Raw genomic sequence first — 15,325 nt, 5'->3', positions numbered from 1 at the left:
AACCATGGGAGTCTTCGTCTTCCTGCCGCTCGTCCTGCCCCTGACCGCCTGGCCGATCGCCCGCCTGGCGGAACTCCACCTCCACCCCCGGGCCGCCACCAGGCTCCTGTCCGCGGCGAGCGCCGTCCTGGGGCTGTGCAGCACCCTCTGCCTGGTCCTGCTCGCGATCGTCGGCACCGCCCAGCTCCCGGGCAACCCGCTGCCCGACGGCTGGTCCGACCCCGAGGTACGGGCGGCCGTGCCGCGCCACGAACTGGTAGGGAAGGCGGCCATCGGCGCCCTCGCGGTCGTGGCCGCGGCCTGTACGGGGCTCCTGCTGCGCCACTACCGGGTGCGGCGCCATGCCGAACGGGCCCTGCGGGGGCTGCCCGCCACCCGGGTCGCCGTGCTGCCGGACGCCACGCCGTACGCCCACACGCTGCCCGGAAGCGGGGGCGCGGGCCGGATCCTGGTCTCCAGGGGGATGCTGGCCGGCCTGGGCTCGCGGGAGCGCCGCGCCCTGTTCGCTCACGAGCGCGCCCACCTCGACGGGCGTCACCACCGCTTTCTCCTGGTGGCCGGGCTGGCGGCGCGTGCCAACCCGTTCCTGCGGCCGCTCCGTACGTCCGTGGCGTACACCGTGGAGCGCTGGGCGGACGAGGAGGCCGCCCGTGTGGTCGGCGACCGGCGGGTGACGGCCCGCGCGGTGGGCAAGGCCGCGCTGATCTCGCCCCCGCCGCCCGCCTCGACGCTGGCGGCCTTCGCTGCTCCGGGCCCGGTACCGCGCAGGGTGGCGGCGCTGCTCGGCCCGGCGCCGGCGGCCCGCACCTGGCCGCCCACGTTCACCGCGGTCGGCGCTGCGGCCTGGTACGCCGTGGCCGGTGCGGCCCTGTCGGCCATGTCGTCCGCGAACTCCGCGGTCACGATGATCGTGATCCTGCGGGCGGCCACGCCGCTGTAGAGCCGGGTGGGGAGACCTGAGCCCCCCCGGGGCAGCCGCCTGGCGGGGCCTTGGACCCGGGGGTCGGCTCCCGCGCGTTTCCGCGGGCCGTCAGTCCCGCGAGTTCCCGAAGAGGATGCGGTAGCCGATGAGCAGGACGAGGGAGCCGCCGATCGCCGCCCCCCACGTGGCCAGGTCGAAGAAGTCCTTCTCCACGGGCCGGTCGAGGAGGCGTGCCGAGAGCCAGCCGCCGATGAAGGCGCCCGCGATGCCGATGAGAGTGGTGCCGATCAGGCCGCCCGGATCGCGACCGGGCAGCAGGACCTTGGCGATGACTCCGGCGACCAGACCGAGGATGATCCAGCTGATGATGCCCACGTTCTCGTTCCCCTCGTCGGGCCGTACCGGGCGGAGCAAGTCCCGGACGGCGACAGTGCGTTGCTTGGTTGCGCAACTGTACAGACGATGGTGAAGACGCCGCCGGGACGGTGCTGGTTGAGCGGCCCCTCCGGGCCGGTGCCGCGACCGGGCGTCCCCCGCACGGCAGGCGGCACCTTGAAAACACGGCCTAGACTGGGCAGGTTCGCAAGCGACCCCGCGGAAAGGGAGGGACGACGGTGGCGACAGGCACCGACGGCTTCGAGGACCCGCCTGCGGAGGTGCTCGCGGAGGCCGCCGCGGCCTTCGGACTGCTGGCGTCTTCGGCGCGGCTGCACATCGTGTGGGCGCTTGCCCAGGGCGAAAGCGATGTCACCGGACTCGCGGAGCGGGTGGGCGGTGCGCTGCCCGCCGTCAGCCAGCACCTGACGAAGCTGAAGCTCGCGGGGCTCGTGCGCTCCCGTCGTGAGGGCCGGCGCATGGTGTATTTCGTGGACGACCCCGATGTCGTGACCGTCGTACGGCTGATGGTCGGCCAGTTGGCCGCACGGGCCGACGGGGCGTCCGCGCCGGTGCGCGCGCTCCGCAGGACCGGTGCCTGAGACCTCCGAGGCCGAGGAGTCAGGTCGTATCGCACCCGGACCACCGGCCCCTTTGCCGTCGGCCTCCCCGGCGCCGGGCGGAGCCGTCGTCATCGGCGGGGGCCTGCGTGAACTGACCTCGCTCCAGGTGCTGCGCACGCTGGACACCGGCCCCCGCGGGCTGACGGACGGGGATGCCGCCGAGCGCCTGGCCAGGTTCGGCGAGAACACGCTGCCCGCCCGGCGGACCGTGTCCTGGCCCGGGCGCTTCCTGCGCAGTCTGCGTGATCCGTTCACGGCGGTGCTGCTCTGCCTCGGCCTGGTGTCCGCGGCCGTCGCGGCCTGGGGCGCCGCCTGTGTGATCACCGTGCTCGTGGTGGTCAGCTGCGTACTGCGGTCGGCGGGGGAGCACCGCGCCGACCGTTCGATGGCCGGGCTGCGGGACCTGGTGGCGACCACCGCGACGGTCCTGCGCCGCGCGGACGGCGAGGCGGCGCCGGTGGCCCGCGAGATCCCGGTCGACGAGCTGGTGCCGGGGGACGTGGTGCGCCTGGGGCCCGGGGATCTGGTCCCCGCCGACGTACGGCTGCTGCGCGCGAACAACCTGAGCGTGAACCAGGCGGCTCTCACCGGGGAGTCGGCCCCGGTCGTCAAGCACCCCGTCGACGCCCCGAACCGGCCGGGCGACCGGCGGACGGGCGGCGCGCCGGCGGACAACGCGCCTACGGGGCACGGGCACGGGCCTGCCCACGACGGACTGACACGGAACGGGCCGACGGGGAACGGGACCGGGCAGACGGGGCACGGGCCGACGGGGAACGGGAACGGGCCGGCAGGGGGCGGGGCCGGGCGGAAGGGGCACGGGCCGACGGGCGGCGAGGTGCCGGAGAGCGGTCCCTTCGACGCGCCGCAGCTGTGTTTCCAGGGCAGCAGCGTCATGGCGGGCAGCGGCACCGCGGTGGTCGTCGCGACCGGGGCGCACACCCGGTTCGCCGCCGCGCACGACTCCGTGCACCCCCGCGGCCCGAGCGCCTTCGACCGGTCGGTGCACGGGATCTCCTGGATCCTGATCCGGTTCATGCTGCTGACGCCGCCGCTGGTGCTGATGGCGAACGCGGCCCTGCGCGGCCGGGGCCTGGAGACGCTGCCGTTCGCGGTGGCGGTGGCGGTGGGGCTGACCCCGGAGATGCTGCCCGTCATCGTCACCACGTGCCTGGCGCGTGGTGCGTCGCTCCTCGCCCGCGTCCACGGCGTGATCGTCCGAAGGCTGCCCGCGCTGCACGACCTGGGCGCGGTCGACGTGCTGTGCCTGGACAAGACGGGCACGCTGACGCAGGACCGGCCCGTCGTGGTCCGCGCCCTGGACGCCGACGGCCGGGACGACCCCGAGGTGCTGCACTGGGCTGCCGTCAACGCGTGGTGGACGCTTCAGCTCGCCGACCTGCCCGTCCCCGACGCTCTGGACGAGGCGATTCTCGACGCCGACGACTCCCTGGGCGAGGCGCTTCTCGTCGCCCACGATGCCACCGACGTCCGCGACACTGCCGATGCGGCAGATGCGGCAGATGCGGCGGATACGGCCGCCGGGGACGATGCGTCCGGCCATGACGTGCCCGGTCACGACAGGGTCGAGGTACCCGGTCACGGCAGGGGTGCGGCCGTGCCCTTCGACTACGACGGAATCGCGGCGGTGCCCTTCGACCCCGCTCGCCGCCTCTCCACCGCCGTCGTACGCACCCCCGGCCGCCTCGGCCTCCACACCCTCGTCGTCAAGGGCGCCGTCGAGAACGTGCTGGAACGGTGCGCCCTCGACGATGCCGAGCGACAGCGGCTCCTCGCACTCGCCGCCGACCGGGCGGACGACGGCCTGCGACTCCTCGCGGTCGCCACCGCCGAACGTCCCGCGCGGCAGCGCGCGTACACGCCCGCCGACGAACGCGGACTGACGTTCACCGGCTTCGTCGCGCTGCGCGAGGAACTCGTCCCTTCCGCCGCCGACGCCCTGCGCGTCCTCGCCGACCGCGGCGTCACGGTCAAGGTGCTCACCGGTGATCATCCCGGAACCGTGGCCCGGGCCTGCCGCGATCTGGGCCTCGACCCGGGCGAAGTGTGCACGGCGGACGGCATCGACCGGCTCACGGACCGGGAACTGGCCGAACTCGCCGACCGGACCACCGTGTTCGCCCGCTGCACCCCCGAGCACAAGGCCCGGATCGTCAGCACGCTGCGGGCCGCCGGCCACACCACCGGCTTCCTCGGCGACGGCGTCAACGACCTGCCCGCGCTGCACGCCGCCGATGTCGGGATCTGCCCGCGCGACGCCGTCGACGTGGCCCGGGAGAGCGCCGGCGTGGTGCTCGCCGGTCACGGCAAGGATCTGACCGCGATCGACCACGCGATAATGGCGGGCCGGCACAGCAGCGTCACCATCGCGACGTACCTGCGCATCACACTCTCCTCGAACCTCGGCAACGTCATCGCCATGCTCGCCGCCGGTCTCCTGCTGCCGTTCCTGCCGATGCTCCCGGCCCAGGCCCTCGTCCAGAACCTGTGCTTCGACGCGGCCCAGCTCACCTTCTCCTACGACCGGGTCGCCCCGGCCGCGCTCAGGCGCCCGACCATGCTGCGGCCGCGCGACTTCCTCCGCTTCATCACCGCCTTCGGCGCGCTCAACGCCGTCGCCGACCTGGCCACCTTCGCGGTGCTCGCGCTGGCCCTGCGGGGCCCGGGCGGCACGGACGACGAAGCGCTGTTCCATTCCGGCTGGTTCACGGAGAACCTGCTCACCCAGGCTCTGGTGATGGTGCTCCTGCGGACCGGTCGCCGCACCGCCGAGGCCCCTGGCACCTCCGGGGCCCGTGGTGTCTTCGGCGTACGGGGCATCAGTCCGGTCGGCCGTGCCGCCGCCGCGCTCGCCGTCACCGGTCTGCTGCTGCCGCTCTCCCCGCTCGGTCCGCCCCTGGGCATGACGGCCCTGCCGAGCGTCTACTACCTGCTGCTCGTGGTCGTCCTCGGGCTGTACGCCGTCGCCCTCGCGGTCGCCCGCCGCCGCCACGAGAACCGCGGCGCCCGGAAGTAGAAGCGGTGCCCGGGCGTCAGGCATGGTTCCCGGGCGCGGATGTCGTGCTCGGGCCCGGAGGCGATGCCCGGGCGTCAGGCGTGGTCCCGGTGCTTCGGGGAGGCGCGCGGACTTCGGGGAGTCGCCGGGCTTCGGGGAGTTGCCGGGTTCCGGGGAGTTGCCGGGTTCCGGGAAGTCGCTGGGTTCCGGGAAGTCGCCGTACGTCGTTCGGCCCGTGCCGCCGGATCCTGCGGGTGCGGACGCACTCCGTAGGCTTGTGGGCACTCGACGGGTGCACCGGAGGAGGCGGCGGACGATGGCGGATTCCGGGGCGCGTCGACGGTGGGTCGTGGTGCCGGTGCTCGTACTGGTGGCGTGGCTGCTGGTACGGGGCGGTCACGCGCCCGAGTCGGCCGATGGGCCGCGGGCCGCGCCGTCCGGAGCCTCGTCGTCCGCGACCGGGCCCACCGGGCCGGCCTCGGCGAAGCCCACCGAGCGGGCCGGGACCACGCCCGAGCCGTCGGCGCCTCCGGCCACCGGACCGGCCGTGCCGTCGACCGGGGCCTATGATCCGGCGTCCTGTGCCACGCAGGTACGGAAGCACGCGGCCCGGGCCGGAATCGAGCCCCGGCTGCTGATGGCGATCCTCTACAACGAGTCGTACAAGCCGCACGATCCGGAGCTGGAACGGGCCTGGCAGCGGTACAAGCCGGATGCCGCCTTCGGCATCGCGAACATGCACCGTGCCGCCTTCGACGAAACGCGACGGCGGCACGGTCTCGCGGGTCGCCGGTGGGAGGAACTGCCCGACGACCGCGACTTGGCGATCGAGGCCGCCGCCTGGCATCTGCACGACCTGGCGGCGATGTTGCCCGGGCACCGCTCGGCGCCGTACACGACGGGCGAGCTGCTGGCCCTCGGCTACAACACCGGCTCCGGCAACATGCTGGCGTTCGCCCGCGGCGCGCGTCCGGGCAGCCAGGCGCAGTCCTATCTGGACCGGCTGCACGCCAACTGGGACAAGGCAGGGAAGGCCGTCTCCGGTCGGCCATAGGGTCCACGGTCGGCCGGAGGCGGCGGACCTGCCCGCTGCGAGGCGTCGACGGGGTGTCAGGGGCTGGCGCGGTCGAAGCCGTACCTCAGCGGCTCGCTCCGCACCCGGGGGTCGCGGCGGTAGACGTAGAGAGCCTCCACCTGTAGGTCGCCCGGTGGTGCGTCCAGTTGGCACGGGTACGTCACCTGGAGCACCCCGGGGCGGTCGGTGACCCGCATCCGCAGTCCGTCGGCGGGGCCGCCGTCGAGAACCGCGTATTCCCAGTCGGTCATGTCGTTCGTATCCGCTTTCATGATTTAAATATTGCGCAATCCTTTAAGTTTCGGGGAGTGGCCGAGAGGTCACCAGTCGCCGCCTCCGAAGTCGCCCCCGAAGTCGCCCCCGCCTCCGAAGTTGCCTCCGAAGTCGCCCCCGCTCCCGAAGTCGCCCCCGCTCCCGAAGCCGCTTCCTGTGTCGAGGCCGCTTCCCTTGTCGAAACCGCCTCCGAAATCAGCGGAGTCGAAGTCAGCGCCGGTGAACTCGCCGCCCCCGGGCGCGTCGCCGAATGGTGGGGTGTCGGCGAACGCGGCGGGCGCGCCGAGTGCCGAACCCAGCATCGTGCCCACGAGCAGCCCGCCCGCGGCGCCCGCGGCCGCGCCGAAGTAGCCACCGGCCCAGGGGGAGTACGCGGGACCGGCGTTCCAGTAGGGCTGCGGACCCTCCGCGGTCCTGACCTGACGGGCCATCGGCTCCTGACCCGACGCCAGGAGTTCGGCGTCGACACGGCACGCGGGCACGTCGCGGGGCGTGCCGCCCGGCGGGGTCCACGGCACGTCTTCGGCCGAAGGGCCGTGACGGGGGTCGAAGAAGCAGGGGACGCGGCGCTCGGGCAGCGGCGTGCCGTTGCGGCGGGCGGTCAGGGTGGCGAGTGCGAACCGCCCTTCCGTCAGCGTCTCGGTCACGGCCCGGACGTCCCGTGGCGCGGAGGCGGCCGCCATCAGTTCCTTGGCCCGGTCGTACGCGTCCAGGGCGTGGGTGTAGTCCTGCCGCATCGCGTCGTCGGCTCCCGGTTCGGAGGGGCGGAAGTCGAGCCGGTCCAGTTCCTCGCCGAACGCGGTGATGTCCTCGTCGACGACCACGCGCAGGGCGTCCAGTTCGGCGCGCTCGCGCTTCTTCCGGGACCGGCGGTACCAGGCGTAGCCCCCGCCCCCGGCCAGTGCGACCGCGCCGACGGCCAGCAGCGGCCCCGCCCCGCCGCCGCCCTCGTCGGCCCCGGACCGGCCCCAGGTGTCCGGCGCCCGGCCCGCGGCCTGGGCGGTGGCCCGGTCCACGAACGCGGTCAGCATCCCGGCGGGGTCCCCGGAACGGGAGCGCTTGACGGCGCCGGTCAGATTGCCGACCGCGTCGCGCGACATCACGGAGGAGTCCGCTTTCGCGTCGAAGCCGTCGCCCAGACGTACCGCGTACACACCGGCGACGCCGACCAGGGTGCGCAGGTCCCGCATCAGGGTCCGGGGCGGGAACTCGGCCGCTTCGGGCAGTACCGCGACGAACACCGGCCTGTCCGCGTCCTCGATCTTCTTCGCGAGTTCCTCGGCGTCGGCCTCGGAGAGCTTGTCCCGGGCGCGGGGATCGACGTACACGGGACTCTTTTGCAGGGCCTCGGCCACGGCGCCGAGCCCGGTGTCCGCGGCGTGCGCGGTCGCGGGGGTGGTGGCGAGCAGGGCGCAGACCGCCAGAGCCAGGGCCAGGGGGAGAAGCAGGGGCGAAGTCCGTGCCAGGGGCGGATTCAGGGTCGGGCGCAGGGGTAGCGGCAGGGCTCTGGCCGCCAGGACGGTGGGTACGGCCGGGACGGCGTGCACGGTCTCGGCGGTCGGGGTGGAACCGGGCCGTGGTGGCGTACGGCGGGCGACAGGCATGGGAGTTCCTCCTCGTGCGACGGGTCGCGGCTGCGGCGGCTCCCTGCTGCGGCGGCTTCCTCGCCAACGATTGCTCAGTTGCGTAATCTAGCAAGTAAGATGGGGTCGAGGTCGTCGAGTGGCCGGATGGCTCCGGTGGCGGCGGGGAGACGCTTTAGAAATTGCGCAATCCGGGAATCATTGGGGAGGGTCGAGAGGTGCGAGGACGCCTGGACCGAGGCCGAAGCTGCGCGGATCTGTCGGGGCCGCATCACTGTTGATCCGCGGCCGTGGGCGTGGTCTGGGCCGTGCCTTCGGCTCGTGACTTTGGTCCGTGGCCTCGACCTGTGGCCCGTGGCGTGAACTGTGACCCGTCGTGTGACCTGTGCCCCGTGGCCTGTGTGGACTTCACCTATCGAGGAAGACTCGTGGACCATTCGGATTTCCTGCGCGCAGAGGATCTGCCCGCATTCGAACGCATCCTGGACCGTGCGCTGGGCTCGCCCCTGATCCAGGAGGGGCGGCGCCGCAACCCGGGGTCGCCCAACAACGAACAGCTGCGCACCCGGGCACTCGGCGCGCGCACCGCGATCGCGGCTTCGGCCGCCGCCGAGTACCGCGCCTACCGTCAGCTCCTCGACGACTCGGGCGATGTGGCGAAAGCGCGTGGTTCCGCACGGCGTGAGTCCGGCGAGGGTGCGGCCGCCAGGGGAAGTGCGCTGCACGCGGTGGCCGTGCTGGTGCCGGGGCTGTCCGCCACGGCCGCCGTCGTGTTCGGGGTGATCGGCTTCGGTTTCCGGGCCGTCGACAGCCACTCGCACCTCGCGGAGGTGATGCTCGGCGCCGGGGCGGTCGCGGCCGGCGTCGCGGTGGTGACGGTGCTGGCCGGTCTCGTCGGACTGTTCGTGGTGGCGGCGGGCAACCGCTCGACGAAGCCCGACGGGGACGCCGAGGTCGACCGCGCGCGTGAGGCATGGCGGGAGGCTTTGCTCGAACGAGGGATGCTGCCCTTCCTCGTCGACACGATCCGCCCTCCGTCCCCCGAGGCCGTCGACGTCCCGGGGGACGGGGATTCCTCGGGCTCGCCGACCTCGGTGGCGGCCTCGTCTCCTCGTCGGCCCGCCGTGCCCCCTTGCGCGAGGGCCCCTCACGATGCGTAAAGTAATAGTCAACAGAGGGTAAAGTGAGTAAACGGGGTGCGTAGGCGCCGCGCGGGGGCCGGCCATGTCGGCCTGTCGTTCCGTGCGACTGGCCGACGGGAACGGACCGCCCCGCGAACGGACCACGAGCGGGGGCGCGCGTTGTCGAAGGCATCGAAGACGTCGAGGGTGCTGACGAGGCTCTGGACATGGCACGGACCGGTCTTCGGCGCGGGAGCGCTGTGCGTCCTGGTGAACCGTCAGGGCCTTGGTCTCCTCTGGTACATCGGCGTCGCGCTGCTCGTCGTCGGTGGGCTGATGCGCTGGACGCTGGGGCGCAGTCAGCGCCCGCGCCGGGAGCGGCCCGCGGTGTCGGTCGGGGTGCCGGTGGCCGGTCGCTGGATGGTGCTGAACGGGCCCGCCACGAAGGTCCCCAGCCATGTGCACAGCCATGCGCAGACGTATGCCGTCGATCTGAAGCACGATCCGCCCGCCTCGCGGGACGGGGTGGAGGCGCCGTCGCCGCCTGCGTTCAACTGGTTCGTGCCGTTCGGTCGGAGACCCCGGCGCTACCCCTCCTTCGGGGCGCCGGTGCTGGCCGTGGCCGACGGCGTGGTCGTCACGACCGTGAGCGGACGGCGCGACCACCTGTCCCGGACGTCGCTGCCCGGCTTCCTCTACCTCTACCTGGAGGGGTTCGTCCGCACACTGGGCCGGCCCCGCCATCTCCTGGGGAACCACATGGTGTTGGACCTCGGCGGCGTGTACGCGGTCTACGCCCATCTGCGGCGCGGCTCCCTGAGGGTGACGACGGGGGACAGGGTGACGGCCGGTCAGGAGATCGCCGAGTGCGGGAACTCCGGCAACTCCTCCGAGCCGCATCTGCACTTCCAGTTGATGGACGGCCCCGACATCATGACCGCGCACGGCCTGCCGTTCGCATGGCGCTATCTCGACGACGACGGCACGCGACGGACGGGCATACCCGAGGACTTCGCGCATGTCCTCGCGGACCGGGACGAGGCGGGAGCGGACGAGACGGGTACGGGTGAGGCGGGCATGAGTGTGCTCGGGACGGATGAGGCGGGAACGGGGGCGCAGTCGCAGCCCTGCCCGTAGCCGCACACGCGGCCCTGCCCGTAGCCGCACACGCGGCCCTGCCCGTACCGATGCCCGCAAGCGTGCCCGTACCGCGGTCCTGCCCGCACCCCTGCCGGTGCCAGTACCCGTACGCTTGCGCCTACCCGCTCTCGTACCCGTACCAGTTCTCGTAACCCGACGGGCGCCCGTACCCGCAACCGTTCACGGGCGGCTTATCCGGACCCGGTAGCTCCCCTCGTCGTCCTTCTCGACCACGGATATGCGTATGCCGGTCGCCCGGTCGGTGAAGGTCTGGCCGGGTCGGAAGGCGGCGTCGGAGAGTTCGGCGTGGACGTTGGGCACCCGGGTGCAGCCACCGCTCTTCTTGGTGCTGTCCACGACCGACACCGGGCCCTGCCCGGTGTCGACATCGGAGCTCACCCTGTAGATCAGCACACCGGGACGGCAGACCTCCTCGTCGTTGCCCGCCCTGGTGCGTACCTCCACCGCGTAGCCGGACTCGGCGCTCGACGGTACGAACGCCAGTTTCGTGCCGCCCCGGGTGGCCAGCGGTTCGAGCACGTGGTCGCTGGTGCCGGACCCGGCGGCGCAGTCGATCTGGCTGTCGTCCAGCCAGCCGAGCTTCCACTTGTGCCAGCCCAACAGGTCGTTGTCGGCCCCCCAGTCCTCGGACATGATGTCCCAGTGCCCGACCGCCCCGCCGCCCTCCATCGTGTAGAGGTCGGGGAGGCCGAAGACATGGCCGTTCTCGTGCGGCAGGACGCGGAACCCGGTCCGTTTGTACGACCCCGAGCCGTCGTCCTGGCGGCTGTAGATGAAGGACGTGTTGGCGAGCGGGAGGCCGTCCGCGTGCGGGGCGTTGGCATTGCCGGCGAAGGTTACGGACAGGACCGTTTCGAGCGCGGGGGGACCGGCGTTCGGCGTGACCAGGACGTTGACCAGGTCGTACGCGCTGAAGTCCACCTTCGGGTCGGCGGCGGCGACGATGTCCTGGACGAGGTGGCGGTAGCCCGGCTCATACGGTGCTCCCCGGTCTATTCCGTACTCGGCGAACGGCAGCGGCATTCGCAGCCAGGTCTTCACGGGGGCGTCGGGGACGTAGGTGAGCCGCCCGTACGAGGCTGTCCGGAACCAGGCGACGGTCTGCGGGAAGAACTCCGCGAACCGGTCCATCGCCGGTTCGGTGCCCCGTGCGTCAGGAAAGTCGATCATCAGGTTGAGGGCGCGGACCTTGCCCGTGGAACGGGCGTACCCCTCCGGAGTGGGCATGCCTTCCGACATCTGCACCCCCATGGTCGCCGGTATCCGGCACGCGGCTATGCCCTTCGCCCGGGGCTCGGCCACCGGTCCGGCCGAGGCCGGGCTGGGTATCGGAAGGCTGCTGCTGGCCGAGGCGACTGCGGCGATGACCAGGGCCGTTGCCGAGGTGAGCGCGATCGGGCCGCGGTGCCCGCGTATCCGGTGGCGGGGATGTTCCATAGAGGCGCCTCGGGGTCCGCGGCAGTCGGCCGGACCCGACTGCGCTCTTCGATCAGCCTGTGGCGGGAGCCACGGCATCGCTCGCTGAGTGCGCCGATCGGCTGGTTTTCCGGCTGGGAGGTGTGCTTCGGGTCACATCGTGCTGAGGAAATAAGTGGGGGCTGTTTCCCCGTTTGAAGCTGTGCCCCTGCTGAAACGGGGAGATGTTCCCCGGTTTTCAGGTCACCCGGATTCCGGGCGTTCGGTTCCCCCGCTTTCCGGTTCCCCGGCCGTCCGGTTCCCCGGTTGCGAAAGACCGCAGGGCGAGGAAGTCGTGGAGCCAGGAACCACGGGGTCCGGAAAGAAGTATGGGCAAGCACGAGGAAAGGAAGGACAGCCGTCGTGGAGACCGTCGCCTGTGCCGCGAGCGGAGCGGTGCGGCCCCGGACGACCCGTCCGCGGGCCGACGCGTTGCGCAACCGGGAGCGGATCGTGACGGCCGCGCGCGAGATGTTCGTCGAGTTCGGGCCCGATGTGCCGCTCGACGAGGTCGCTCGGCGCGCCGGTGTCGGCAACGCCACGCTCTACCGGAACTTCCCCGATCGGGCCGCGCTCATCCACGAGGTCGTGCTCGCGGTCACCTCCCGTACCACCGACCGTGCGGAGGAGGCGGCGGCCGAGGAGGCCGACCCCTTCGCCGCGTTCAGCCGCTTCGTGCACGCGGCGGCCGATGAACGCATCGGGGCGCTGTGCCCGATGCTCTCGGGCGGCTTCGACAAGGACCACCCGGAACTGCTCGCCGAGCGTCGACGCCTCGAAGAGGCCGTCGAGGGGCTCGTGACGCGCGCCATGTCCGCCGGGCGCCTGCGCACCGACATCGCCGTCGGTGACATTCTGGTCGCCCTCTCCCAGCTCACCCGGCCGTTGCCCGGCACCGGCTGCCCGGCCATCGACCGTTTCGCCCACCGACATCTGCAACTGTTCCTGGACGGCCTGGAGGCCCCGGCCCGAACCCGGCTGCCCGGAACGCCCGCGACCTTGGAGGATCTGAGGCGCCGGGCGTGACGTCCGCGCCGGGTCGCTGAGGGGGCGGGGCGCTGAGCGTGCCGGGCCGCTGAGCGTGCCGGGGGCGCCGGGCGAGGAGCCCGTCAGGCCCCGACAGCCGCAGCCGCACCGTGGGCCGCCCCCATCACCAGCCCCGACCACCACGTTCCTCCCACAACCGTCCCACCCGCCACCCGTCCCGACCGCTCTCCACCCGACCGTTCCCGTCCCACGCCCGTAACCGATTTCGTCGGCGATCCCGTCGACTTCCGTCCCGCTCACCGACCGCTCGGCGGTCTCACGGGGCGACCGCGCGCGCCCGCGTGCGTGTTCACACAGGTTTTCCGTTACGTCACACGCCCTCAGATGGATACACCCATGCCAAAAACAGTGGATACCCCCATGCCGGAAGCGCCGGAAGCGCCGGAAGCGCCGGAAGCATCAGGAGCGCCGGGAGCACCTGACGCCCCTGCAGCACCGAAGACGCCGAAAGCGGCGGGCGGCCGGCTCCCGGACCCCAGTCGCTGGAAGGCGCTGGCCTTCATCGCCCTCGCGCAGCTGATGGTCGTGCTCGATGCCACGATCGTGAACATCGCGCTGCCGCACGCCCAGACGGCCCTGGGGATCTCCGACGCCAACAAGCAGTGGGTCATCACGGCCTACGCACTCGCGTTCGGCGGGCTGCTGCTCTTCGGAGGCCGTATCGCCGACCTCTGGGGTCGCAAGCGGACCTTCGTCGTCGGTCTCATCGGCTTCGCGCTGGCCTCCGCGCTCGGCGGCGCGGCGCAGAACCAGGGCATGCTCTTCGGGTCCCGTGCGCTCCAGGGCGTCTTCGGCGCGTTGCTGGCCCCGGCGGCCCTCTCGCTGCTCGCCGTGATGTTCACGGATGCCCGGGAACGTGCCAGGGCGTTCGGCATCTACGGCGCGATCGCGGGTGGCGGCGGCGCCGTCGGCCTGCTCCTCGGCGGCTTCCTGACCCAGGCGCTGAACTGGCGCTGGACCTTCTACGTCAACATCCCGTTCGCGGTGGTTGCCGCGGCGGGCGCGTACTTCGTGATCCGTGAGCCGTCCGGCGGCCGCAACCGCTCGCCGCTCGACATACCGGGTGTCGTCCTGTCCGCGCTGGGCCTGGTGTCGCTGGTGTACGGATTCACCCGGGCCGAGTCCGCCGGTTGGTCGGACGCGCTGACCATCGGCGCGTTCGTCGCGTCCGGTGTGTTGCTCCTGGCGTTCGCCGTAACCGAGTCCCGGGTCGGATCGCCGCTGCTGCCGCTGCGCGTCGTGCTGGACCGCAACCGCGGCGGCGTCTACCTCTCGCTGGGACTGGCCGTCATCGCGATGTTCGGGTTGTTCCTCTTCCTCACGTACTACCTCCAGGTCGTGAAGGGCTACTCGCCGATCAGGACGGGCTTCGCCTTCCTTCCGATGGTCGCGGGCATGATCACCGGTTCCACGCAGATCGGCGCCCGGCTGATGACCCGGCTCCCCGCGCGGCTGCTCATGGGCCCCGGCTTCCTGACCGCCGCCGTCGGCATGCTGCTGCTGACGCGCCTGGAGATCGGTTCCTCGTACGCCGGGCTCATCCTGCCCGCGCAGCTCCTGCTCGGTCTGGGCATGGGCACGGCGTTCATGCCCGCCATGTCGCTGGCCACGCACGGGGTCCAGCCGAGGGACGCGGGTGTGGCGTCCGCGATGGTCAACACCTCGCAGCAGGTGGGAGGCGCGATCGGCACCGCGCTGCTGAACACCGTCGCCGCGTCGGCCGCGACCGCGTACGCCGCCTCGCACGCCGCGCTCGGCGCCACCGACCCGAAGCTGCTCGAGCTCCAAGCCATGGTGCACGGCTTCACGGGTGCCATCTGGTGGGCGGTCGGCATTCTGGCGGTCGCTTTCGTGATCGCGGTGTCCCTCGTCGACGCCGGTCGCCCCGACCTGAACGCGGCGGGCGGACCGTCCGCTCGGGGTGGCGCCGACAAGGCCCGGGACGAGGCCGGGATCCCGGTCGTCGCCCACTGACGCACGGTCGGCCCACGCTGTGGCTCCGCCCCGGTTCTGCACGGTGGAACCGGGGCGGAGCCGCGCCACGGGCCGGCTGCCCGCCGAACCACTCGGCGACCACTCGACGAACCGGTTGACGAACCGGTCGACGAACCGCTCAACGCAGCCAGGGCAGATCCGCGTCCGTGTCCTCCGGCTGCAGTCCGGTGGCGATGACCTGCATGATCTCGCCGAGCGAGCGCACCTGCTCGGGCGTGAGCCGGTCGAACATCGCCTGCCGTACGGCGCCGACATGGCCCGGCGCGGACCGGGTGAGCATCTCGTACCCCTGGTCGGTGAGAACCGCGTTCTGGCCGCGCTTGTCGGACGGACAGTCCTCGCGGCGCACCCAGCCGCTCTTCTCCAGCCGCGCGACGGCGTGCGAGAGCCGAGAACGGGTGATCTTGGCGTCCTTGGCGAGTTGGGTCATCCGCTTCCGGCGGCGCGGCGCCTGGGAGAGCTGGACGAGCAGGCCGTAATAGATGTGCGGCATGCCGGCGTCCCGCTGCAACTGGCGGTCGAGATGGTCTTCGAGAAGGGTGGTGGCGTGGAGATACGCACGCCACGTTCTCTGCTCTTCGTCCGAGAGCCAGCGCGGTTCGCCGGGGTGTGCCGTGGTCATGGACTCCACTGTAGACCTTTTCTTGAAAGTTTAACTAGATAGAGCTAAGGTCTCAAG

Annotated in this window: 13 protein-coding genes; 8 read left to right on the top strand and 5 right to left on the bottom strand. The window is 72.2% G+C overall.

Annotated features, from left to right (window positions below; genetic code table 11):
- The first annotated feature begins 4 nt into the window (after positions 1-4).
- Complete coding sequence (locus ACFYY6_RS24545; protein WP_351520658.1) at positions 5-940, top strand: M56 family metallopeptidase; 936 nt, start codon at positions 5-7, stop codon at positions 938-940.
- Positions 941-1,030: 90 nt separating this feature from the next.
- Here the strand turns inward: ACFYY6_RS24545 and ACFYY6_RS24540 are convergent, their stop codons facing one another.
- Positions 1,031-1,297, bottom strand: coding sequence for a GlsB/YeaQ/YmgE family stress response membrane protein (locus ACFYY6_RS24540; RefSeq protein WP_073787256.1), 267 nt, complete (start codon positions 1,295-1,297; stop codon positions 1,031-1,033).
- A gap of 239 nt (positions 1,298-1,536) precedes the next feature.
- Here ACFYY6_RS24540 and ACFYY6_RS24535 point away from each other — a divergent pair, with 239 nt between their 5' ends.
- From ACFYY6_RS24535 to ACFYY6_RS24525, 3 genes are all read left to right on the top strand, one after another.
- The gene (locus ACFYY6_RS24535; RefSeq protein WP_073787052.1) at positions 1,537-1,899 is read left to right on the top strand and encodes a metalloregulator ArsR/SmtB family transcription factor; all 363 of its coding nucleotides are present in this window, start codon (positions 1,537-1,539) and stop codon (positions 1,897-1,899) included.
- Positions 1,892-4,957 carry an HAD-IC family P-type ATPase gene (locus ACFYY6_RS24530; protein WP_389195148.1) on the top strand — a complete coding sequence of 1,022 codons (3,066 nt, stop codon included), beginning with the start codon at positions 1,892-1,894 and terminating at the stop codon, positions 4,955-4,957. Before ACFYY6_RS24535 ends, ACFYY6_RS24530 begins: the two co-directional genes overlap by 8 nt.
- 295 nt (positions 4,958-5,252) lie before the next feature.
- Positions 5,253-5,990 (top strand): transglycosylase SLT domain-containing protein, encoded by a 738-nt coding sequence (locus tag ACFYY6_RS24525; RefSeq protein ID WP_351624023.1) that lies wholly within the window; start codon positions 5,253-5,255, stop codon positions 5,988-5,990.
- 56 nt (positions 5,991-6,046) lie between these two features.
- Here ACFYY6_RS24525 and ACFYY6_RS24520 read toward each other — a convergent pair whose 3' ends face one another.
- Positions 6,047-6,283 (bottom strand): hypothetical protein, encoded by a 237-nt coding sequence (locus ACFYY6_RS24520; RefSeq protein WP_351520655.1) that lies wholly within the window; start codon positions 6,281-6,283, stop codon positions 6,047-6,049.
- A 48-nt stretch (positions 6,284-6,331) separates the two neighbouring features.
- Positions 6,332-7,888, bottom strand: a complete 1,557-nt coding sequence (locus ACFYY6_RS24515; protein ID WP_389195144.1) for a hypothetical protein — start codon at positions 7,886-7,888, stop codon at positions 6,332-6,334.
- Positions 7,889-8,295: 407 nt separating this feature from the next.
- Between ACFYY6_RS24515 and ACFYY6_RS24510 the strand changes: the two genes are divergently transcribed.
- Both ACFYY6_RS24510 and ACFYY6_RS24505 read left to right on the top strand, forming a co-directional pair.
- A complete protein-coding gene (locus ACFYY6_RS24510; protein ID WP_389195141.1) occupies positions 8,296-9,027 on the top strand; it encodes a hypothetical protein in 732 nt (243 codons plus the stop codon).
- 168 nt (positions 9,028-9,195) lie between these two features.
- Positions 9,196-10,125: a M23 family metallopeptidase gene (locus tag ACFYY6_RS24505; RefSeq protein ID WP_351520650.1), complete on the top strand. Its 930-nt coding sequence runs from the start codon at positions 9,196-9,198 to the stop codon at positions 10,123-10,125.
- A gap of 183 nt (positions 10,126-10,308) precedes the next feature.
- Here the strand turns inward: ACFYY6_RS24505 and ACFYY6_RS24500 are convergent, their stop codons facing one another.
- Positions 10,309-11,586: a M6 family metalloprotease domain-containing protein gene (locus ACFYY6_RS24500; RefSeq protein ID WP_389195138.1), complete on the bottom strand. Its 1,278-nt coding sequence runs from the start codon at positions 11,584-11,586 to the stop codon at positions 10,309-10,311.
- Between the two features lie 381 nt (positions 11,587-11,967).
- Here ACFYY6_RS24500 and ACFYY6_RS24495 point away from each other — a divergent pair, with 381 nt between their 5' ends.
- Entirely contained in the window at positions 11,968-12,630 is a 663-nt protein-coding gene (locus ACFYY6_RS24495) for a TetR/AcrR family transcriptional regulator (protein WP_389195135.1), read from the top strand.
- A gap of 540 nt (positions 12,631-13,170) precedes the next feature.
- The gene (locus tag ACFYY6_RS24490) at positions 13,171-14,625 is read left to right on the top strand and encodes an MFS transporter (protein WP_386606977.1); all 1,455 of its coding nucleotides are present in this window, start codon (positions 13,171-13,173) and stop codon (positions 14,623-14,625) included.
- Between the two features lie 139 nt (positions 14,626-14,764).
- On the opposite strand, the gene ACFYY6_RS24485 is transcribed toward ACFYY6_RS24490, so the two are convergent.
- A complete protein-coding gene (locus ACFYY6_RS24485) occupies positions 14,765-15,277 on the bottom strand; it encodes a MarR family transcriptional regulator (RefSeq protein ID WP_351624037.1) in 513 nt (170 codons plus the stop codon).
- Positions 15,278-15,325 lie beyond the last annotated feature (48 nt).

Origin of the sequence: Streptomyces sp. NPDC001750 (assembly GCF_042892615.1) — a bacterium.
GTDB lineage: Bacteria > Actinomycetota > Actinomycetes > Streptomycetales > Streptomycetaceae > Streptomyces.
The sequence above is the reverse complement of the archived record's forward strand: the minus strand, read 5'-3'. Positions and strand labels throughout refer to the sequence as shown.

What these genes read in the sequence shown, in the direction of transcription:
- ACFYY6_RS24545 (WP_351520658.1), top strand. Translation starts at nt 5, where the DNA reads ATGGGAGTCTTCGTCTTCCTGCCGCTCGTCCTGCCCCTGACCGCCTGG.
- ACFYY6_RS24525 (WP_351624023.1), top strand. Translation starts at nt 5,253, where the DNA reads ATGGCGGATTCCGGGGCGCGTCGACGGTGGGTCGTGGTGCCGGTGCTC.
- ACFYY6_RS24520 (WP_351520655.1), bottom strand. Translation starts at nt 6,283, where the DNA reads ATGAAAGCGGATACGAACGACATGACCGACTGGGAATACGCGGTTCTC.
- ACFYY6_RS24515 (WP_389195144.1), bottom strand. Translation starts at nt 7,888, where the DNA reads ATGCCTGTCGCCCGCCGTACGCCACCACGGCCCGGTTCCACCCCGACC.
- ACFYY6_RS24500 (WP_389195138.1), bottom strand. Translation starts at nt 11,586, where the DNA reads ATGGAACATCCCCGCCACCGGATACGCGGGCACCGCGGCCCGATCGCG.
- ACFYY6_RS24490 (WP_386606977.1), top strand. Translation starts at nt 13,171, where the DNA reads ATGGTCGTGCTCGATGCCACGATCGTGAACATCGCGCTGCCGCACGCC.